An 18,216-nucleotide genomic window follows, 5' to 3' on the forward strand; every position below is an offset into this window, starting at 1 on the left:
GATGTTGGTCTGCTGCGTCACGCACCGCTCTTTCAGGGAACAGGGGTAGGGTGCTGTGACGCGGCCAGAAAATGCGATCGAAGTCAGGTCGATGTTGGTCTGCTGCGTCACGCACCGCTCTTTCAGGGAACAGGGGTAGGGTGCTGTGACGCGGCCAGAAAATGCGATCGAAGTCAGGTCGATGTTGGTCTGCTGCGTCACGCACCGCTCCTCATTAACCGAGCAAATCGTGGAGGCGATCGCGGTGGAGTCCGGCGCGATCGATCGTTGCCCGAATTCTCGTGTTGCCGAGGGGGTCGCCGTTGGCGTAGGTCTCTATCCAGGCGCGACTGATGGTATTGGGATCGTCGGGAAGTTCGGACAGTTCCCAGACGGGAAGGTCGAATTCGGCCGCCAGTTGGCTGACTTTAGGATCGTAGCTAATCGCCCAGCACCGGCAACCTTCGGCAGCGGCGGCGATCAGTCCGTGCAGCCGCATTCCGATGGCGAATTCGACGCTGTGAAAGACGCCTTTGAGTTCGCGGGGATCGTCGCTGTGCCAAATGTGAGTTTCTCCAGGGAGGCGATCGCGCAGGGTTTCGGCCAGCTTCAGATCGCGATCTCGTTGGAAGGGAATTAAGAGCAGACAGGTTTGGGTGGCGGTTTGGAAGTCCGCCAGGGCGCGGGTCAGGCAGTCGAGACGCGATGGCGTAAGTTGGGGATGGGGACGTAGGGTTACGGCGACGCGGGGGGCGGGGATATCCCACAGCCCTTGTGGGGGGTAGGTGTCGAGATTCCAAACGGGATCGGGGGCGAGGGTGAAGGGAACGTCCCACTGTTGGAGCAGGGCGGCGGAGTGGCGATCGCGCACGGTGACGAGGTCGCAGCCGCTGAAACATTCGCGGGCAACCCACCGGGTCAGCGATCGCTGTAACGGCCCGATGCCCTGGCCCCAGGCGATCGTGGTCAAACCCAGTTGTTGGGCGACTCCCATCAAACCGCCGTAATATAAGGGGTTGAGAGCGCTGGTGGCGTCTTGCATCAAGCTCCCGCCTCCCCAAATAAAGATGTCGGCTCGGCGCAGAGCTTGCCACACGGCTGGGGTAGATTTTCGGGGAATGGCAGCGATATGGTGGCGTTTTTGAGTTCGCTCGGGATCGCCGGACAGGGCGATCGCCTCGATGCTGGCGGGTAAGGCGTCCACCAGACAAGCGAGTAACGCCTCGTCGCCGCCGTTTCCCATACCGTAGTAGCCACACAGGATCGCTCGTCGTTTTTCCATGATGCTCGATTGCGCTTCGCGTCGATGCCGTCGTCGAGACAGAACTTCGCTGTCAGCAACGCGACGGCCCATCTCCGTTGTTTTTTTCGTCAGAAATCGTCTCCGGCAACCCTACAATAAACGAAAGTTGGTGTCGGTTCGATCGAACTGCATCGATTTGCATTCACGTTTTGAAGTCGCAGGGCGAGAGAGTTTCCATGCACGTTCTTTCAATTCCCACTTGGATGATTCACATTTCGAGCGTTATCGAGTGGATTGCCGCCATTTGGCTGGTGTGGCGTTACGGTGAAGTGACGGGAAACCGCGCTTGGCATTGGCTGTCGGTGGCGATGTTGCCCGCGCTCGTCAGTGCGATGTGCGCCTGTACGTGGCACTTTTTCGACAACGCGGAGGCGTTAGAATGGCTGGTGACGGTGCAGGCTGCAACGACAGTCATGGGAAACTGCACGCTTTGTCTGGCTGCGTGGTGGATTTGGCGTCGCGCTCGGGTCGCGTCGGCAGAGCGCTAACGAGCCTGCGATCGGCAGTTTGAAATTGGGATGCGAGGCGCGAGGTGTCAAATAATGCAAGATTGGGAATTTTTGATTCAGCGCGAGGGGGAACGAGTCTGGCGACCCCTACCGTCAGACGGCAAGGCGATCGCGACGGGACGCTATCGTATTGTGGCGAAAACGACGTTCAAAAATGCGATCGCTGAAATTCGGGTTCTGTATACTCCCCCGAAGGCATCTCAGTCGAGGGAAACTCCCAGTTCGGACTCGCAACAGTGCGATCGCTGCGTGCGACAGACGGAAGAGGACGGGTCGTTACTCGTCCTGTCGCCGACAGAGTTGTTACCGGGGCGATGGGAACTTAGCTGTGCGGCTCCGGTGACGGTAGAACGTCCAGAACCGACTCGCCGCGCGACGGTTTGCTTGCACGTCGACGGGGAAACGGCCATCGCCTCGCCGGATGCGGACGCGCCCACTGACGATCTCGCTCCCCTACCGGAACGGTCGGCGTTACCGACGCGATCGCCTCGTTTGCATTTGACCCTCGCTCGCGAAGCCCTCACGGTGAAATCGGGGGAACCGCTGGCGATTTCTGGAGAAATTGCCCGGATCGACGGCTCGACAGAGGAAAGCGCCATCCGAGGGTTACATTTACGCATTCGCTTGCGAGAACCTCAAAGTTTGCGAGTGGTGGCGACCGTGCAACGGTTACTTTCGTCTCAGACGCTGCCACTGTCGTTTTCTTACGAGATGGAGATCCCCGAAACTTGTACGAGCCGTTTGATTTTAGGGGAAGTGTTGCTGTGCGATGCGGTTCCTAACGTGTTGTCGAAGCAGTCGTTTACGGTTACGGCGCGGTTAGATGCCTTGCTCGAGGCGATCGCTGGCGGACAGCTCGATCGGTCGATCTTACGGCGATCGGCGATCGCCCCCGAACCCTATCGCTCTCCCAAACGCGCCTCTGCACCCCCTCCGCCTCCCCTCGATGCGAAAACGGCCGAAGCGTTGCCCCCTCAGTTAAGCGATACGGCCTCGAAATCCGCTAAAGGGATCGATCTCCCCAGCTTCGGCAACGCACCGCCGTCTCAGGAGTCCGACCGTCACGCTCCCGCGAAACCGTCGAGGGAAGCGGCAAACAATCCGTTCGGTACTTTCGATCCCGAACCGACAGCCGAACCGATAGCTGCCGATGTCCCCGAACCGTCTTCTGCGCCTTCGCCAAATCCTGCGCCCCCTCAACTCTCTCCGGTCGATCGCGCGTTTCAAGCCCTCGATTTACCCAATCGCTTCGCCTCGCGCCTCAACGACTTGGCAAGAGACGACGAATTGTCGGCGTGGTTGGCTTCGGGATCGGATCGTCGTAGCAATCCGTTCGACTTCGGAGACGAAACGGCGGAACTTTCGCAATGGGAAGCCCAGGAAGTGGTAGTCGATGACGATTTCGGACTGGCGTTGCCCGAGGTCGATCGCTCCGAGGACTCTGGTGAGGCGGTGTTAGAGGCTCCGCTGCTTCCGACTCCAGAACTGGAGATCCCGAGTGGAGATTTGACGGTCGGACGTCCGGTCGTCGTGCGGGTGCGACTTCCCGAACCGTCGGCGGGTATGGTTGTGAAACTCTGGATTCGCGATTTGCAGAACCAAACACTCATCGACGGGCCGCGATGGTTGACGGATTTCTTTCTCCTCGGGAACGGACAACAGGAATCGTCGGTTCAGCTCTCGATTCCTCGCGGCGGGTTAGACGTTCAGTTCGAGGCGATCGCAGTGGACGTAGACACCGAACGGGAAAGTTATAAAGCGACGGTATCGCGCCGCGTGTTACCCTCGGGTTCGCCGACGCTACCGTTAGGGCAGGGAGACGCTTGATATGGCAAAGCCAGAGAAACCCCTCACGGGAGACGCGCTGGTCAAGGAAGTCTGTCGCCGGATTCGCGTCGCACGCAGTTACTGGGACGCTCATAATAACGCGGCCTGTCGCGGCGAGCGGGAACGGGCGTTAGTGCTGTACGATCGCTTGACGAAGGAACAAAAAGACCGGATTCCGCAACAGTTAAGGGTGTGGTTGCGCTATCGCAGCGAGAAATATTTTGGGGCGCACCGCACGCCGCCGAAGTCGAAACGCAAACGGCACACGCGAGGTCGGAAACCGCGTCGAGGAGTTTGAGTCGCGATCGCCCCGGTACATCTCAACTTTTGCAATTGGAAATCGATCGCTTTTAATCCTGCGAGCGATCGGGTCGCGATCGAACTCGAATTCGTTCTAATATGTCAGGTCTAAACCTGTTATCACCGCCACAAAGCTGGAATTTTCCCACACGTAAACTTCCAAGAGTTGAAGGGTAAACGATCGCCGATATCCCCTACAGTTTTTTAAATTGTTTTTTCATCCAATTCACATTATAGCAAAATCATTTGAGTTTTGAACGCACTATTTGGTTGGGATCGCCGTGCTACAGTACTTTCCAATTACAAGATTTCACGAATCTGTTGGGCTGTCTATATAGCAGTACGACTTCGTTTGCGGATTGTTTTCAGGATAGATCGTTACGGAATGGAGTTTTCAGCCGATCTGTTTCCGCCAACCATTTAGGATTGCTATATATATCTACATAACTTACATAAATATTGAATAGTATTAAGTCGAGCCATTAGCTCTCGACATCTTGAATTGAGTCGTGCCATATTACAAACAGAAAGATACTATTTCGATCCAGAAAATATTCTCATTTTATCGAGGGACTACACAACCCAATGGCTCTTAGTAGCTTACATAATAACTCGAGGCGCGTGTTAACTTTTCCAATCGTCGCGATCGTCGAGGTATTCTCGATCGGCTATCTTTTATCGCATTCGGCAGTGTCACAAATCGTTCCCGACGAAACACTCCCAAACCCCTCTCAGGTCACGCTCGACAACAATATCCATACAATCGAAGGCGGAACGACCGCAGGAAACAACTTATTTCACTCCTTTGAGGACTTTTCCGTTCCGAGAGGAGCTGAGGCGTTTTTTAACAACGCTACGACAGTCGAACGTATTCTCACCCGCATTACGGGAAACCAAATCTCGAATATCGACGGGTTAATTCGAGCCAACGGGACGGCGAACTTGTTTTTACTCAATCCCAACGGCATCGTCTTCGGAGAAAACGCTCGGTTAGACCTCGGTGGTTCGTTTTTCGCTACGACAGCCGAGAGTCTCGTGTTTGCAAACAGCTTAGAATTCAGTGCGATCGCCCCCGAATCACAACCGTTGCTGAGCGTCAACGTGCCGGTGGGCTTACAATTCAACGGACGAGTGGGAGAGATTCAGGTTCGCGGTGAAGGTCACAGCTTGACGGTAAACAATCCACTGTTTTCACCGGTCGTCCGAGAGAATAACAGTTCGGGTTTGCAAGTTAACCCCGGTCACACCCTGGCATTAGTCGGCGGTGACGTCAACTTAAGCGGTGCGACGCTGACGTCTGAGGGCGGACGGATCGAACTCGGGGCAGTTGAAGCCGGGTCGGTGGCGTTGACGGCTCCCCCCACTCGCGAGAGCCAGTCGTGGCGTTTGAATTACGAAGGCGTTTCCGATTTTCGAGACCTGGATTTTACCCGACAGGCGGCCGTCGATGTTAGTGGAACTGGAGTCGGTTCGATGCAACTCGTCGGTCGGCAAATTGCCTTGAGCGACGGGTCGATCGCTCTACTGCAAAACCAAGGAACGCAAACTTTCGGGCTGCTACGGGTGCAAGCCTCAGAGTCGATCGCTTTAATGGGGACGACCCCCGACGGACTCCTTCGTAGTGGCTTTTTGCAAGAAACCCTAGACGCGGGTAACACGGGCAATATCGACATTTCCACCCGACGACTCACTGTACGGGAGGGAGGGCAAATTTTCAACCGAACGTTTGGTGGGGGCAATACTGGCAATATCGACGTTCGAGCTTCTGAATCGATCGCACTGATCGGTACGTCACCCCTCAATTCCTTAGCCCGTAGCTTTGTAGGAAACGTGAGCTTCGTTCGGGGAGCGACGGGTGATGTCACGATCTCGACGCAGCGTTTGAATATCCTCGACGGTGGGAGTTTATCCATTTCGACCTTTGGAACGGGTGCGGGAGGCAACGCCCTCGTCAATGCTACTGACATCATTGAGGTCATTGGGATCGAACCGAGAAGTCTTCTACCGAGCGTTATTTCTTCGGGAACGAACGCTATCGGTAATGCTGGCAGTTTGACCATTAACACCTCGAGAGCGATCGTTCGCGATGGCGGACGCATCACTGCTGTAACGGTCGCTAGCGGTAATGGCGGCAGACTCGTTTTAAACGCGACGGAGTTCGTCGAAGTCAGCGGAACGGTTCCGGGGTCGATTAATCCCAGCCTCATCGACGCCAGTGCCAATCGGGTTGACGAAGCGACGCAGCAAGCCTTGAGAATTCCTCCGATTCCCTCGGGGTCTCCGGGGAACTTGGAAATCAACACGCCCGAGTTAAGGATTCGCAATGGCGGACTCGTCAGCGTTCGCAACGACGGAACGGGCAACGCAGGCAGTCTCGAGATCGGTGCTGAGGCTGTTTTACTCGATCGCAGAGGAGGTATTACGGCTTCGACCCAATCGGGGGAAGGGGGAAATATTCTACTCAACGCCGATCGCTCGTTGCAGTTGCGAAACAGTAGCCAGATTACGGCTGAAGCGGGGGGAAGCGGTAACGGGGGTAACTTAGCGATCGCGGCCGATGCGATCGCCGTGTTAGAGGGAAGCGATATCAATGCCAATGCTTTGGGAGGAAATGGAGGCAACATTGAAATTTTCACCCGAGGGTTGTTCGTTGCTCCCGACAGTCAAATCACCGCCAGTTCTCAACTCGGAGTCGATGGCATCGTTGAAATTACGAACCCAGAAATCGATACGAACGCGGCGTTCGTGCAGTTGAGCAGTAATCCCATCGATCCGGCGACGCAAGTGGTATCAGCTTGTGACGTGGCGGCGGGGAATACCTTCATCGTCACGGGAAACGGGGGTTTACCGCCCGATCCCACGGAAGTTCTGCACGGTCGCACGGTTTGGGAGGATATTCGGTTGATGGAAATTCGAGATTCGTCAGTCGAGAGTGAGAACGAAGAGCGATCGCCTGCTACAGAATTGGACAGTTCGCAACTGCCGCTAGTCGAAGCCACGGGTTGGCAACGACGAGACGACGGTACGATCGCATTAATTTCAACTCCACAATATCGGGCAAGACATCGTTGGCTCGAATCTGTCCGTTGCAGCGATCGATAACGAAATCGGGTCTCCTGAGATTACGGTGTAATTTGTTATGAATAATACGAAATCGAACCGGGGCGCATCCCCCCAACCCCCCTTCGCAAGGGGGGCTAAGGGAGGATGGTTTCGATCTGGTATAAAATCCGCTTATCACCTTAAACTCCGAAGACCCCGAAATCTCTCAGATTTGGGCAGGGATTTATGTAGAAATTTATACAAAAAATAGGAAGTGCGATCGCCTATCGACATTGCAGATTTTGTCTGCCATAGTACGACTAGAGAGAGCCAAAATTGACCCAGAACCACCTCTCACTCAAACCCTACCAATATGATAAATACTACCTTTAAAAGAGTTCGAGTTCGATCTTCTCCGTGGCTGAATTCTACAGCCATTTCAATCACTCGACTTTTAGCGTTTGGCTTAATGTTAGCTAAACCAACCTTCGCACAAATTGTTCCTGACAATACCTTGCCCGCTTCCTCTCAAGTCACGCTCGAAGACAACCGATACAGTATTGAAGGCGGAACGACAGTCGGAGGCAACTTATTTCACTCGTTTCAATCGTTTTCTGTCCCGACAGAAGCCGAAGCATTTTTTAATAATGCGTTGGCGATCGAGAATATTATTAGCCGAGTCACTGGAAATCAACTCTCGGCCATTGACGGCTTAATTCGAGCCAACGGCACAGCCAATGTATTTTTAATTAATCCCAATGGTTTGAGGTTTGGTGCCAACGCTCGATTGGATATCGGCGGCTCGTTTTTGGGTAGCACTGCCGAGAGCCTTCAACTTTCCGATGGCAGTTTTTATAGTGCCGTCAACCCACAAGCTCCATCTTTGCTGACCGTGAGCGTACCGGTGGGGTTGCAGTTGGGGACGAGTCCGGGTGCTATTCAAGTCGAGGGAAACGGCCATGGGTTGACCGTTGGAAGAGAGGTCCGCTTGGTTCCGATCGACCGCAGCCAAGTAAACGAGGGTTTGCAGGTGCGATCTGGAAATACCTTGGCTTTAATTGGTGGCGAAATCAACTTCGTGGGGGGGGTACTGAGGACACCGGAAGGACGCGTCGCGTTGGGGAGTGCTAGATCTGGAAATGTCAGTTTGGCTTCGAGCGAAGCGGGATGGATGTTCAGTTACGAAGGGGTCGAAGGTTTCGGGAACATTCATTTATCCGAACGTGCGGCAGTCGATGCCAGTGGCTTGGGGATGGGGTCGATTCAAATGGTGGGACAGCAAGTGAGGTTGACTGATGGGTCGATCGCTTTAATTCAAAATCAAGGATCGAAACCCTCGGGAGAGTTGAGTATTCGTGCGAGCGATGTGTTGGCAGTAGTGGGAGCGAACCCAGAACAAACGTTTCCCAGTCTTTTGGTTAGCGAGACATTGCAAGACGGAGCGGGTGGTGAGATCGAGATCGCGACAAGAGAATTGCTGGCATTAGATGGGGGTACGATCGTTGCCAGAACGTTTGGTGCGGCTTCGTCTGGAAATGTTTCGATCGGTGCTTCTGAGTCAGTGCAGATCGGTGGTTTTATCAGTAAAAATCCCAATCTTTATAGCTTTTTAGTTTCCATAACAGGTGGCGAGGGAAATTCAGGTAATTTGACGATTGACACTCAAGCGTTAACGGTTTTTGATGGAGGAACTCTCAACGTTAGCAGTATTGATATCGGTCGTGGAGGAAATATCGTCATCAATGCGTCTGAATCAGTGACGATGAGTGGTATTATCTCTGAAACAATGCGGCCTACAGCGATCGCTAGTGCAACGATTAATGAAACTGATGCGGGAACCATCACGATTAATACCTCTCGATTGGCAGTACGAGATGGAGCAACGATTTCCACCTCAACGGGAGCCAGCGGTGCGGCCGGAAGGATTACGATTAATGCAACTGAGTCTGTAGAAGTTATCGGTAATCGAGGAAGATTTCTGGCTAGAGTACAATCTGATGGGGTGATTTTTCCAGAAGCAACTCGTCAAGCTTTAGGATTATTCTCGACGTCCGGCAATTCTGGCAATATAACAATTCATACACCTCGATTAATTGTTTCAGAGGGAGGGATTGTCAGTGTGGGGAATGAAGGAACCGGAAGTGCGGGCAACTTACAAATTGATGCAGATTCGATTCTCCTCCTTGACACCGAAGCTGGGATCTCAGCCATTACTGCTTCTGGAGAAGGAGGCAACATTACGCTGACGACTGACTTTCTTCAATTGCGCCGCAACAGTCAAATTTCGACGGAAGCCGGAGGCAGCGGTAACGGCGGCAATCTTAATATCGAAGCTCGAACTATTGTCGCCTTGGAAGGTAGCGATATCAATGCTAATGCTTTTGAGGGAAGTGGGGGGAACGTTCGCATTACGACAGAGGGCATTTTCTTGTCGCCCGAGAGTGAGATTACGGCCAGTTCTCAACTCGGAGTCGATGGCATTGTCGAAATTACGAACCCAGAAATCGATACGAACGCGGCGTTCGTGCAGTTGAGTAGCAATCCCATCGATCCGGCGACGCAAATGGTATCGGCGTGTGACGTGGCGGCAGAAAACACGTTCGTCGTCACGGGAAACGGGGGTTTACCGCCCGATCCCACGGAGGTTCTGCACGGTCGAACGGTTTGGGAGGATATTCGGTTGACGGAAATTCGAGATTCGTCAGTCGAGAGTGAGAACGAAGAGCGATCGCCTGCTACAGAATTGGACAGTTCGCAGCTCCCTCTCGTAGAAGCGACCGGTTGGCAGTGGCGAAACGACGGCACGATAGAGTTAGTTGCAGCGCCACAAAATCGAATGGGGAATCGTTGGCTCGAATCTGTCCGTTGCAGCGATCGATAACTTAAAAACGTGTCAGTTTGAGTCCGAGAAACCCTGATAGTCGGACGTTCCTAAAGCGATGCAAGATCGTCAAGCGATCGCGATCTTATTTGTTACAGGATTACAGAATTACAGGATACGGAATTTAGATGATTCTAAAACTAGAATAAGATCGAGTCTCAAATTCGCAAGCCTACACCAATATCGAGCTGTATAATAAAGTATAGACATTAACTCAAAAATATGACATATTACGATTATATATATTTATCGACAACTTAAAGTTATTTGCTGTTTTTGGTAAAATCAGGTGATTTTTTATCAATTTAAGACCGATTTTTGGCGATTTAGTAATTCTTTTTTTATTGCAATTGTCGAGATAAGTTTGCTTGAAATTCTCTCTTCAAGTTCAGCCTTTTCACAGGTCGTTCCCGACGCAACACTCCCCAATCCCTCCCAGGTTAGACTTGACAACAATATCCATACAATTGAAGGTGGAACGACGGCGGGAAACAACCTCTTTCACTCTTTCGAGGACTTTTCCGTGCCGACAGGCAGCGAAGCCTTTTTTAACAACGCCACAACGGTCGAAAACATTCTCACCCGCGTCACGGGGAGTAATATTTCTAACCTCGACGGGTTAATTCGAGCCAACGGCACGGCGAACTTGTTTTTACTCAATCCCAACGGCATCGTCTTCGGAGAAAACGCTCAGTTAGACCTCGGCGGTTCGTTTTTCGCTACGACATCCGAGAGTCTCGTGTTTGCAAACGGCTTAGAATTCAGTGCCACGTCCCCCGAAGCACAGCCGTTGCTGAGCGTCAACGTGCCGGTGGGCTTGCAACTCGGAGCCAATCCCGCCCCCGTAGAAGTGCGTTCCTCTACCCTCGAAGTCTCACCAGACAGGACTTTAGCCTTAATCGGGGGGTCTCTCAACCTTGAAGGAGCCAGTCTAACCGCTCCGGGGGGACGCGTTGAGTTTGGAGGACTCTCGAATGCGGGAACTGTAGAACTCAACCGAAACAACGTCCTCCGCTTTCCCTCAGACCTCCCGAGAGCTGACGTTGCGCTCAGTCGAGCCACGCAAGTCGATGTCACTTCAGGGAGCGGCGGCGCGATTGCCATTAATTCCAGAGATTTGAGCCTCTCTCAAGGCAGCCAGTTGCGAGGGGGACTCGGCGAGGAATTGGGGATAGTAGAGGCGATCGCTGGGGACATTACCATTAACGCCACGGGAAATACCAGCCTAACCGGAACGAGTTCGATAACCAGTGAAGTCACGGCCGACGCCTCGGGAAACGGCGGAAACATCGAGCTAACGACGGGATCGCTTTCCTTTACGGACGGCTCGCGCCTCGAAACGGTGACGCGGGGCGGCGGAGATGGAGGGCGAGTGGTAGTCAGAGCTTCAGGAGCGATCGTGGCGTCGGGAGTCAATGCGGCCGACCCCGAGATCCCCAGCGGCATTACGACCACGAGTCTCGGCGCGGGAAATGGGGGAAATGTGGAGATCGTCGCGCGAGACTTAACGTTATCCGAGGGAGGTCAGATCCGATCGTTGAACCGAGAGAGCGGATTCGGCGGAGATTTGTTGGTTGAAGTGAGCGAGTCGGTGGTGGCCACGGGAATTAATGCGCTCGATCCGAGCTTAGCTTCCGGGATCGTATCTTTTACCTCGGGGACTGCCGAGGGAGGCCAAGTTAACTTGTCAACGGGTCGGTTGACGTTGTCCGAGGGCGGTGATGTGGGTTCGTTCGTGCGTCTGGTGGGAGAGTTCTTCCCCGGTGCGGGAACTGGAAACGGTGGTGATGTGACGATCGAAGCTCGCGAATCGATCGAGATAATCGGTTTCAACTTAGGCAGTGGCAACGGCAGCAGTATTAGCAGTTGGACTTTAGGGGGGGGAGATGGGGGCTACCTGAGCGTATCGACCCCGAGGTTGCGGATTACGGAGGGCGGACAATTGACCTCTGGAGTCCTAACTACCACTGCGAGTGCTGGAGAACCCCTACCCGAACGGGGAACGGGAAACGGCGGTAACGTTACGGTGAACGCTTCTGAGTCGATCGAGGTTCTGGGGAACACGAGTAGCTTAGGGCCGTTTACATTTGGGTCGGGCGATGCTGGGCGCCTCTCGATCGCCACGTCCCGACTGGAGATCCGCGATGGAGGGATTGTCAGCGGTGCGACGTGGTCTTCTGGTAATGCCGGTTCCATTACGATCGAGGCTAACTTCATTTCGATCTCGGGCGTCGTCCCTGAGACCGGCCAACCTGCCAGAATATCCGCCTCGGCTGTGAGGAGTTCGCCTCTGCAACAACGACTGTTCTCGGTGCCTCCAGTTGCGACCGGGGACACATCAGAATTGACGATCGACACCGATCGTCTTAGCGTCACGGATGGAGGTCTCGTCTCCGTGCAGCACGAGGGGACGGGAAATGCCGGCCAGTTACAGATTAATGCTGGGTCGGTACAACTCGACAACGGAGGGGCGATCGCGGCTTCTGCGACTTCAGGTCAAGGGGGCAACATTATTTTCGACGTGCCAGAGTCACTCGTTCTTCGCCAGGGTAGCGAAATCTCTGCCGAAGCTGGTGGTTTGGGCGACGGGGGCAATCTCACCATCAACGCCAATACCTTAGTGGTTCTTGAAAATAGTCAGATCCTTGCTAATGCTTTTGAGGGAAGTGGGGGGAACGTTCGCATTACGACAGAGGGCATTTTCTTGTCACCCGAGAGTGAGATTACGGCCAGTTCTCAGCTCGGAGTCGATGGCATCGTCGAAATTACGAACCCAGAAATCGATACGAACGCGGCCTTCGTGCAGTTGAGTAGCAATCCTATCGATCCGGCGACGCAGGTGGTATCGGCTTGTGACGTGGCGGCAGAAAACACGTTCGTCGTCACGGGAAACGGGGGTTTACCGCCCGATCCCACGGAGGTTCTGCACGATCGAACGGTTTGGGAGGATATTCGGTTGACGGAAATTCGAGATTCGCCAGTCGAGAGTGAGAACGAAGAGCGATCGCCTGCTACAGAATTGGACAGTTCGCAGCTCCCTCTCGTAGAAGCGACCGGTTGGCAGTGGCGAAACGACGGCACGATAGAGTTAGTTGCAGCGCCACAATATCGGGCAAGACATCGTTGGCTCGAACCTGTCCGTTGCAGCGATCGATAATTCTTAAGGGTATCTCGATTAATTCAAGATTATTGAGAAACAGACTCGACTATCGAAAATCGGCAATGAGACTTCAAGGATTTCAGCCGTTGGAGTTTAAGCCAGAATCAATTTTTCGAGGTTTCCTTAAAGGAGATTTACATAAGTATATTCACGCAAAAAATTGCGGTGAGATCGACGATGGACGTTACCTATTGCCTATGCCATACTGAGAGCGGACGAACAGCTTATCAACACCAAAAAATATTATCGAGCAGTATTGATGACTGCTAAAGACATGGACTTAAAAAGGCCACAAGGCAAGTCTAAACAATTTATTGACGTCAGTTTTTTTTTATTTTAAACTTACTATCGTTCGGAATTCTATTTTCAAAACCTACCTTTTCACAAATTGTTCCCGATAACACACTTCCCGTTCCTTCCCAGGTCAACCTAGAAGGCAGTCGGTACACCCTCGAAGGGGGAACGGAAGCCGGAAGCAATCTTTTTCACTCCTTTCAAGACTTTTCCATACCTACGGGTAGCGAGGCGTTTTTCAATAATGCCACCAGCATCGAAAACATCCTCACCCGCGTCACGGGAGGCAATATCTCCAACATCGACGGATTCATTCGAGCCAACGGAACGGCGAATCTGTTTCTACTCAATCCCAACGGCATTGTATTCGGTCCTAATGCCAGACTGGATATCGGCGGCTCCTTTATCGGTTCCACTGCTGACAGCCTTCAACTGTCCGATGGTAGTTTCTTTAGCGCTACCAATCCCCAAGCTCCATCATTATTAACCGTTAACGTTCCCATCGGCTTGCAGTTGGGAGCTAATTCAGGAGAAATTCGAGTTGAAGGAACAGGTCACGGACTGACCTTTGACACCAGCGATCGCTTTTTCCCACCTTTCACACGCCCCGATGCTGTCGCGGGACTGAGCGTGCGACCGCAAAACACGATCGCCCTAGTCGGTAGCAATATCAACCTTAGCGGTGGCGTTCTCACCGCAGAAAGCGGACGTATCGAACTGGGTAGTGTCAGTTCCGGTACCGTTAGCCTGACCCCCAGTTCGTCGGGGTTCGCCCTCGAATACGATGGCATTTCTAACTTTCGAGACTTACACCTCTCCCAACAAGCTGGCGTAGATGCGAGCGGTGCGGGGCAAGGCGGAATCTATCTAGTCGGTCGTCGGATCGACCTGACAGATGGTTCTGTCGCACTGATTCAAAACACGGACGCAACCCCAGATGGAGAGATTGCAGTCGCGGCTTCTGAATCTCTCGAAATCGTCGGAACGACTCCCGAAGGCGAAGTTCGCAGCAGCTTAAATCAAGAAACCGTGAGTTCTGGTAGTGCGGGGGATATTCGCGTTGTTGCAGGACGGTTACGGCTAGCAGAGGGAGGGCAGATTATTATTCGCACCTTCGATACGGGTTCTGGGGGCAATATCGATCTCGACATTACTGAATCAATTGATATCGTCGGTTCTTCTCCTGAGAATCCCGTGCTTTTCAGCAGTATTTTTTCCATCGTGTCGGGAGGTGCGCTGGGAGAAGGAGGAAATGTCAATCTCTCTACCGAACGGCTCACTCTCTTGGATGGTGGGATCTTATCGGCTTCGACGTTTGGATCGGGAAATGCAGGCAACTTAAACGTGAATGCTTCTGAGTCCGTCGAACTGCTCGGGATCGATCCAGTCTTCGAGTCTCCTAGCGATTTGACGGTTGCCACGAATAGCAATGGCAATGGAGGAAACTTGACGTTGACGACAACTCGATTGGTCGTTGGCGATGGCGCTAGGGTGAATGCGTCCAGTGTGGAGGATGGAAATGCCGGCATTGTGACGATCGATGCTTCCGAGTCGATCGATGTCAATGGAGGAACCATCCGCTCGTCGGTTCAGTTGCCAACGAACGTCGAAGGTTTCTTGCTAGATTTCTCGGGGCCTGCTTCTGGGATTGCGGGAAATGTGACGATCCGGACTCCCCGACTGAACGTCCGCGCTCGAGGTACGATTACGGTTCAAAATGACGCTTTGAGTAATGCGGGGTCTCTCAGCATTGATGTCGGTTCTCTGCGGATCGAGAGTGAAGGGGCGATCGCTGCCGCTACAGCTTCAGGCGAAGGGGGTAACATCAATCTTCGGGTGGAAGGAGCGTTAATAATGCGCGATCGCGGTCAAATTTCTGCTGAAGCAGGCGGTACGGGCAACGGCGGCAATATCGCGCTCGATACTGGGACGATCGCCGCGATCGAGGGCAGCAACATGAGTGCCAATGCCTTTGCAGGAACGGGTGGCAATATTCAGTTAACGGCGCAAGGCATTTTTCTTTCCCCAGACAGCCGTATCACCGCCAGTTCCCAGTTCGGGGTGGATGGTCTCGTTACCATTACTCAACCGGAAATCGATACGGCTTCAGGCTTGGTGGAGTTAGCCTCAGAGCCGATCGATTCGACGACGCAGGTGGTGTCGGTGTGCGAGGCGGCGGCAAACAATACCTTCGTCGTCACCGGGAACGGGGGTTTGCCGCCCGATCCCACGAGCGTCCTACGGCATCGAACGGTTTGGGTAGACATTGGGTTAACGGAAATTCAACCGTCGTCAGTCGAACGTGAGAACGAGGAGCGATCGCCTGCTACAGAATTGGACAGTTCGCAGTTCCCTCTCATAGAAGCGACCGGTTGGCAGTGGCGAAACGACGGCACGATAGAGTTAGTTTCGACGCCACAAAATCGAGTGAGGAATCCTTGGAACCATCGCGTTGATTGTAGCGATCGATAACTTAAGACCGAAGACTGATGCTCGTTTCAGTAATTCTTCGTAAGTATTGCGCTATGCGATCGCGTATCGACATCAACCTAAACCTGTGTCATATTGCGAATAAGTAGACTATTTCTAAACCCAAAATCGTTTTTATTTTATTAAAGGAATAAATGACTTTTGGTCACTCAAACAGCAACTTTCGACGATATCGAACTATTCTTCTCGTGACGATCTTCGAGATAGGATCGCTCGGAGTTATTTCTTCAAACTCAGCCTTTTCACAGGTCGTTCCCGACGCAACACTCCCAAACCCCTCTCAGGTTACGGTTGACAACACCACCTATCAGATCGAAGGTGGAACAACGGCGGGAAACAATCTCTTTCACTCCTTTGAAGAGTTTTCCATCCCCACAGGAGCCGAAGCCTTTTTCAACAACGCCACGACAGTCGAACAGATTCTTACCCGCGTCACGGGAAGCAATATTTCTAATCTCGACGGGTTAATTCGAGCCAACGGGACGGCGAACTTGTTTTTACTCAATCCTAACGGCATCGTGTTCGGTCCGAACGCTCGCTTAGACCTCGGCGGTTCGTTTTTTGCCACGACGGCCGAGAGTCTCGTGTTTGACAACGGCTTAGAATTCAGTGCCACGTCTCCCGAAGCGCAACGGTTGCTGAGCGTCAACGTGCCGGTGGGCTTACAATTCAACGGACGAGGGGGAGAGATTCGAGTTCGTGGTGACGGCCACAGCTTTACGCTGAGTTCTAGTATTTCACCGACTCTTCAAAACAGTCCGAGTTCGGGTTTGCAAGTCAATCCAGGTCGAACCTTGGGATTAGTGGGAAGTGGCACGCTCTTAGACGGTGCAACGCTAACGGCAAACGGCGGACGAATCGAACTCGGGGGAGTTGGAGTTGGGGTCGTGCGCGCGATCGCCCCGGTTGCGTCCGAGAGCCAACAGTGGCATTTCGATTACGAGGGAGTGTCTCGTTTTCAAGACGTGCGCCTCGTCAGACAAGCGGCTGTCGATGTGAGCGGAACGAGTGTCGGTTCGATGCAAATCGTCGGCGATCGCATCGGATTGAGCGGCGGTTCGATCGCCCTGTTGCAAAACCGAGGCGTACGGAAATTCGGTGAGATACGAGTACGAGCAGCTAGCACTTTAACCATAAGGGGAACGACCCCGGACGGCATTCTGTCTACTGGCTTTCGTCAAGAAACCCTAGGTGCGGGAAACGCTGGAAATATTGAAATTTCCAGCCCGCAGTTATTGCTGCTCGAGGGCGGACAAATAACCAGTCGCTCGTTTGCAGAGGGAAATGCGGGCAATCTGAATATTCGAGCTGCCGAATCAATTTCAATTATCGGTACGCCACCACTGAATCCCCGGATTACGAGCATTATTTCAAGCAGCAGCTTTGGCACGGGAGCGACGGGTAACTTGACAGTATCGACCGGGCGTCTGAACCTTCGCAACGGAGGCATCTTGGCGATATCGACCTTTGGCACGGGAGCGGGCGGAAGTATCCTGGTGAATGCCACTGAGAGCGTTGAGGCGATCGGAGCCGATCCGCGAACGCTTACACCGAGTACGATTTCTGCGTCCTCGCTCGGTCCGGGTAATGCAGGTAGTACGATCGTGAACACCGCCAGGGCGATCGTTCGAGACGGCGGGCAAATTGCCTCGAGTGCTTTAGCGACGGGTGATGGCGGTAGCATCGCGATTAACGTGACAGAGTTCGTAGAGATCGGCGGAGTCGCACCGGGGTCGATCGTTCCAAGTTCGATCGATGCCAGTACGACTCAGGTTGATGAAGTATTGCGACAAGTGTTAGGACTTCCGCCTGTTCCCTCGGGTTCTCCAGGGAATTTAGAAATTAATACGCCCGAGTTAAACATTGTAGAGGGAGGGCAAGTCACAGTCCGCAACATTGGAACCGGACGAGCGGGAAGTCTTCAGATTAACGCCGAGGCAGTTTCGCTCGACAATGGAGGGGGTATTACGGCTTCGACGCGATCGGGGGAAGGGGGAAACGCGATCCTCAATGTCGAGAACTCGTTGCAGTTGCGAAACGGCAGTCAAATTACGGCCGAAGCGGGGGGAATCGGTAACGGGGGTAACTTAGCGATCGCAGCCGATACGATCGCGTTGTTAGAGGGGAGCAGCATCGACGCTAACGCCTTTGAAGGTCGGGGCGGGAATATCGAAATTGCCACACAAGGTCTGTTCGTCTCTCCCGAGAGTCGCATCACGGCCAGTTCCCAACTGGGAATCGACGGCGTGGTGGCCGTGACGCAACCGGAAATCGACACCAGTTCGGCATTGGTGCCCACATTCCGCACTTCAACTTGTAGTACGCCAAGTAGCACGAGAAGGGGATGAAATTAGTCGGGAGTTGGTTAGGGATTAAGACCGAGAAAAAAGAAAAATTACGGGTAAAAATGACATCTTAGAGAAAAATCGGT

The 18,216-nt window shown here is 53.3% G+C and carries 10 protein-coding genes; 8 read left to right on the forward strand and 2 right to left on the reverse strand.

Going from position 1 to position 18,216, the window contains the following annotated elements; all coding sequences use genetic code 11:
• On the reverse strand, window positions 1–205 hold a 205-nt coding region (locus tag GEI7105_RS38225), incomplete at its 3' end, for a hypothetical protein (RefSeq protein ID WP_158413162.1).
• Window positions 206–214: 9 nt separating this feature from the next.
• A complete protein-coding gene (gene csaB, locus GEI7105_RS0104865) occupies window positions 215–1,261 on the reverse strand; it encodes a polysaccharide pyruvyl transferase CsaB (protein WP_026097439.1) in 1,047 nt (348 codons plus the stop codon).
• 197 nt (window positions 1,262–1,458) lie between these two features.
• Here csaB and GEI7105_RS0104870 point away from each other — a divergent pair, with 197 nt between their 5' ends.
• The 8 genes from GEI7105_RS0104870 (at window position 1,459) to GEI7105_RS0104905 (ending at window position 18,133) form a co-directional block, all read left to right on the forward strand.
• On the forward strand, window positions 1,459–1,770 hold the full coding sequence (locus tag GEI7105_RS0104870) for a DUF2499 domain-containing protein (protein ID WP_026097440.1): 312 nt from the start codon (window positions 1,459–1,461) through the stop codon (window positions 1,768–1,770).
• 54 nt (window positions 1,771–1,824) lie between these two features.
• A complete protein-coding gene (locus tag GEI7105_RS0104875) occupies window positions 1,825–3,618 on the forward strand; it encodes a hypothetical protein (RefSeq protein WP_017659366.1) in 1,794 nt (597 codons plus the stop codon).
• A 1-nt stretch (window position 3,619) separates the two neighbouring features.
• On the forward strand, window positions 3,620–3,916 hold the full coding sequence (locus GEI7105_RS29100; RefSeq protein ID WP_017659367.1) for a hypothetical protein: 297 nt from the start codon (window positions 3,620–3,622) through the stop codon (window positions 3,914–3,916).
• Between the two features lie 623 nt (window positions 3,917–4,539).
• Complete coding sequence (locus tag GEI7105_RS0104885) at window positions 4,540–7,020, forward strand: beta strand repeat-containing protein (RefSeq protein WP_017659368.1); 2,481 nt, start codon at window positions 4,540–4,542, stop codon at window positions 7,018–7,020.
• Between the two features lie 409 nt (window positions 7,021–7,429).
• Entirely contained in the window at window positions 7,430–9,841 is a 2,412-nt protein-coding gene (locus tag GEI7105_RS0104890; RefSeq protein ID WP_017659369.1) for a beta strand repeat-containing protein, read from the forward strand.
• Window positions 9,842–10,205: 364 nt separating this feature from the next.
• Window positions 10,206–12,998 (forward strand): two-partner secretion domain-containing protein, encoded by a 2,793-nt coding sequence (locus GEI7105_RS0104895; protein WP_017659370.1) that lies wholly within the window; start codon window positions 10,206–10,208, stop codon window positions 12,996–12,998.
• 390 nt (window positions 12,999–13,388) lie between these two features.
• Window positions 13,389–15,767: a two-partner secretion domain-containing protein gene (locus tag GEI7105_RS0104900; protein ID WP_245555445.1), complete on the forward strand. Its 2,379-nt coding sequence runs from the start codon at window positions 13,389–13,391 to the stop codon at window positions 15,765–15,767.
• 152 nt (window positions 15,768–15,919) lie between these two features.
• Window positions 15,920–18,133, forward strand: coding sequence for a two-partner secretion domain-containing protein (locus GEI7105_RS0104905; protein ID WP_017659372.1), 2,214 nt, complete (start codon window positions 15,920–15,922; stop codon window positions 18,131–18,133).
• Window positions 18,134–18,216: the final 83 nt, after the last annotated feature.

This window comes from Baaleninema simplex PCC 7105 (genome assembly GCF_000332355.1).
GTDB lineage: Bacteria > Cyanobacteriota > Cyanobacteriia > Cyanobacteriales > Geitlerinemataceae > Baaleninema > Baaleninema simplex.

What these genes read in the sequence shown, in the direction of transcription:
- csaB (WP_026097439.1), bottom strand. Translation starts at nt 1,261, where the DNA reads ATGGAAAAACGACGAGCGATCCTGTGTGGCTACTACGGTATGGGAAAC.
- GEI7105_RS0104870 (WP_026097440.1), top strand. Translation starts at nt 1,459, where the DNA reads ATGCACGTTCTTTCAATTCCCACTTGGATGATTCACATTTCGAGCGTT.
- GEI7105_RS0104875 (WP_017659366.1), top strand. Translation starts at nt 1,825, where the DNA reads ATGCAAGATTGGGAATTTTTGATTCAGCGCGAGGGGGAACGAGTCTGG.
- GEI7105_RS29100 (WP_017659367.1), top strand. Translation starts at nt 3,620, where the DNA reads ATGGCAAAGCCAGAGAAACCCCTCACGGGAGACGCGCTGGTCAAGGAA.
- GEI7105_RS0104890 (WP_017659369.1), top strand. Translation starts at nt 7,430, where the DNA reads ATGTTAGCTAAACCAACCTTCGCACAAATTGTTCCTGACAATACCTTG.
- GEI7105_RS0104905 (WP_017659372.1), top strand. Translation starts at nt 15,920, where the DNA reads ATGACTTTTGGTCACTCAAACAGCAACTTTCGACGATATCGAACTATT.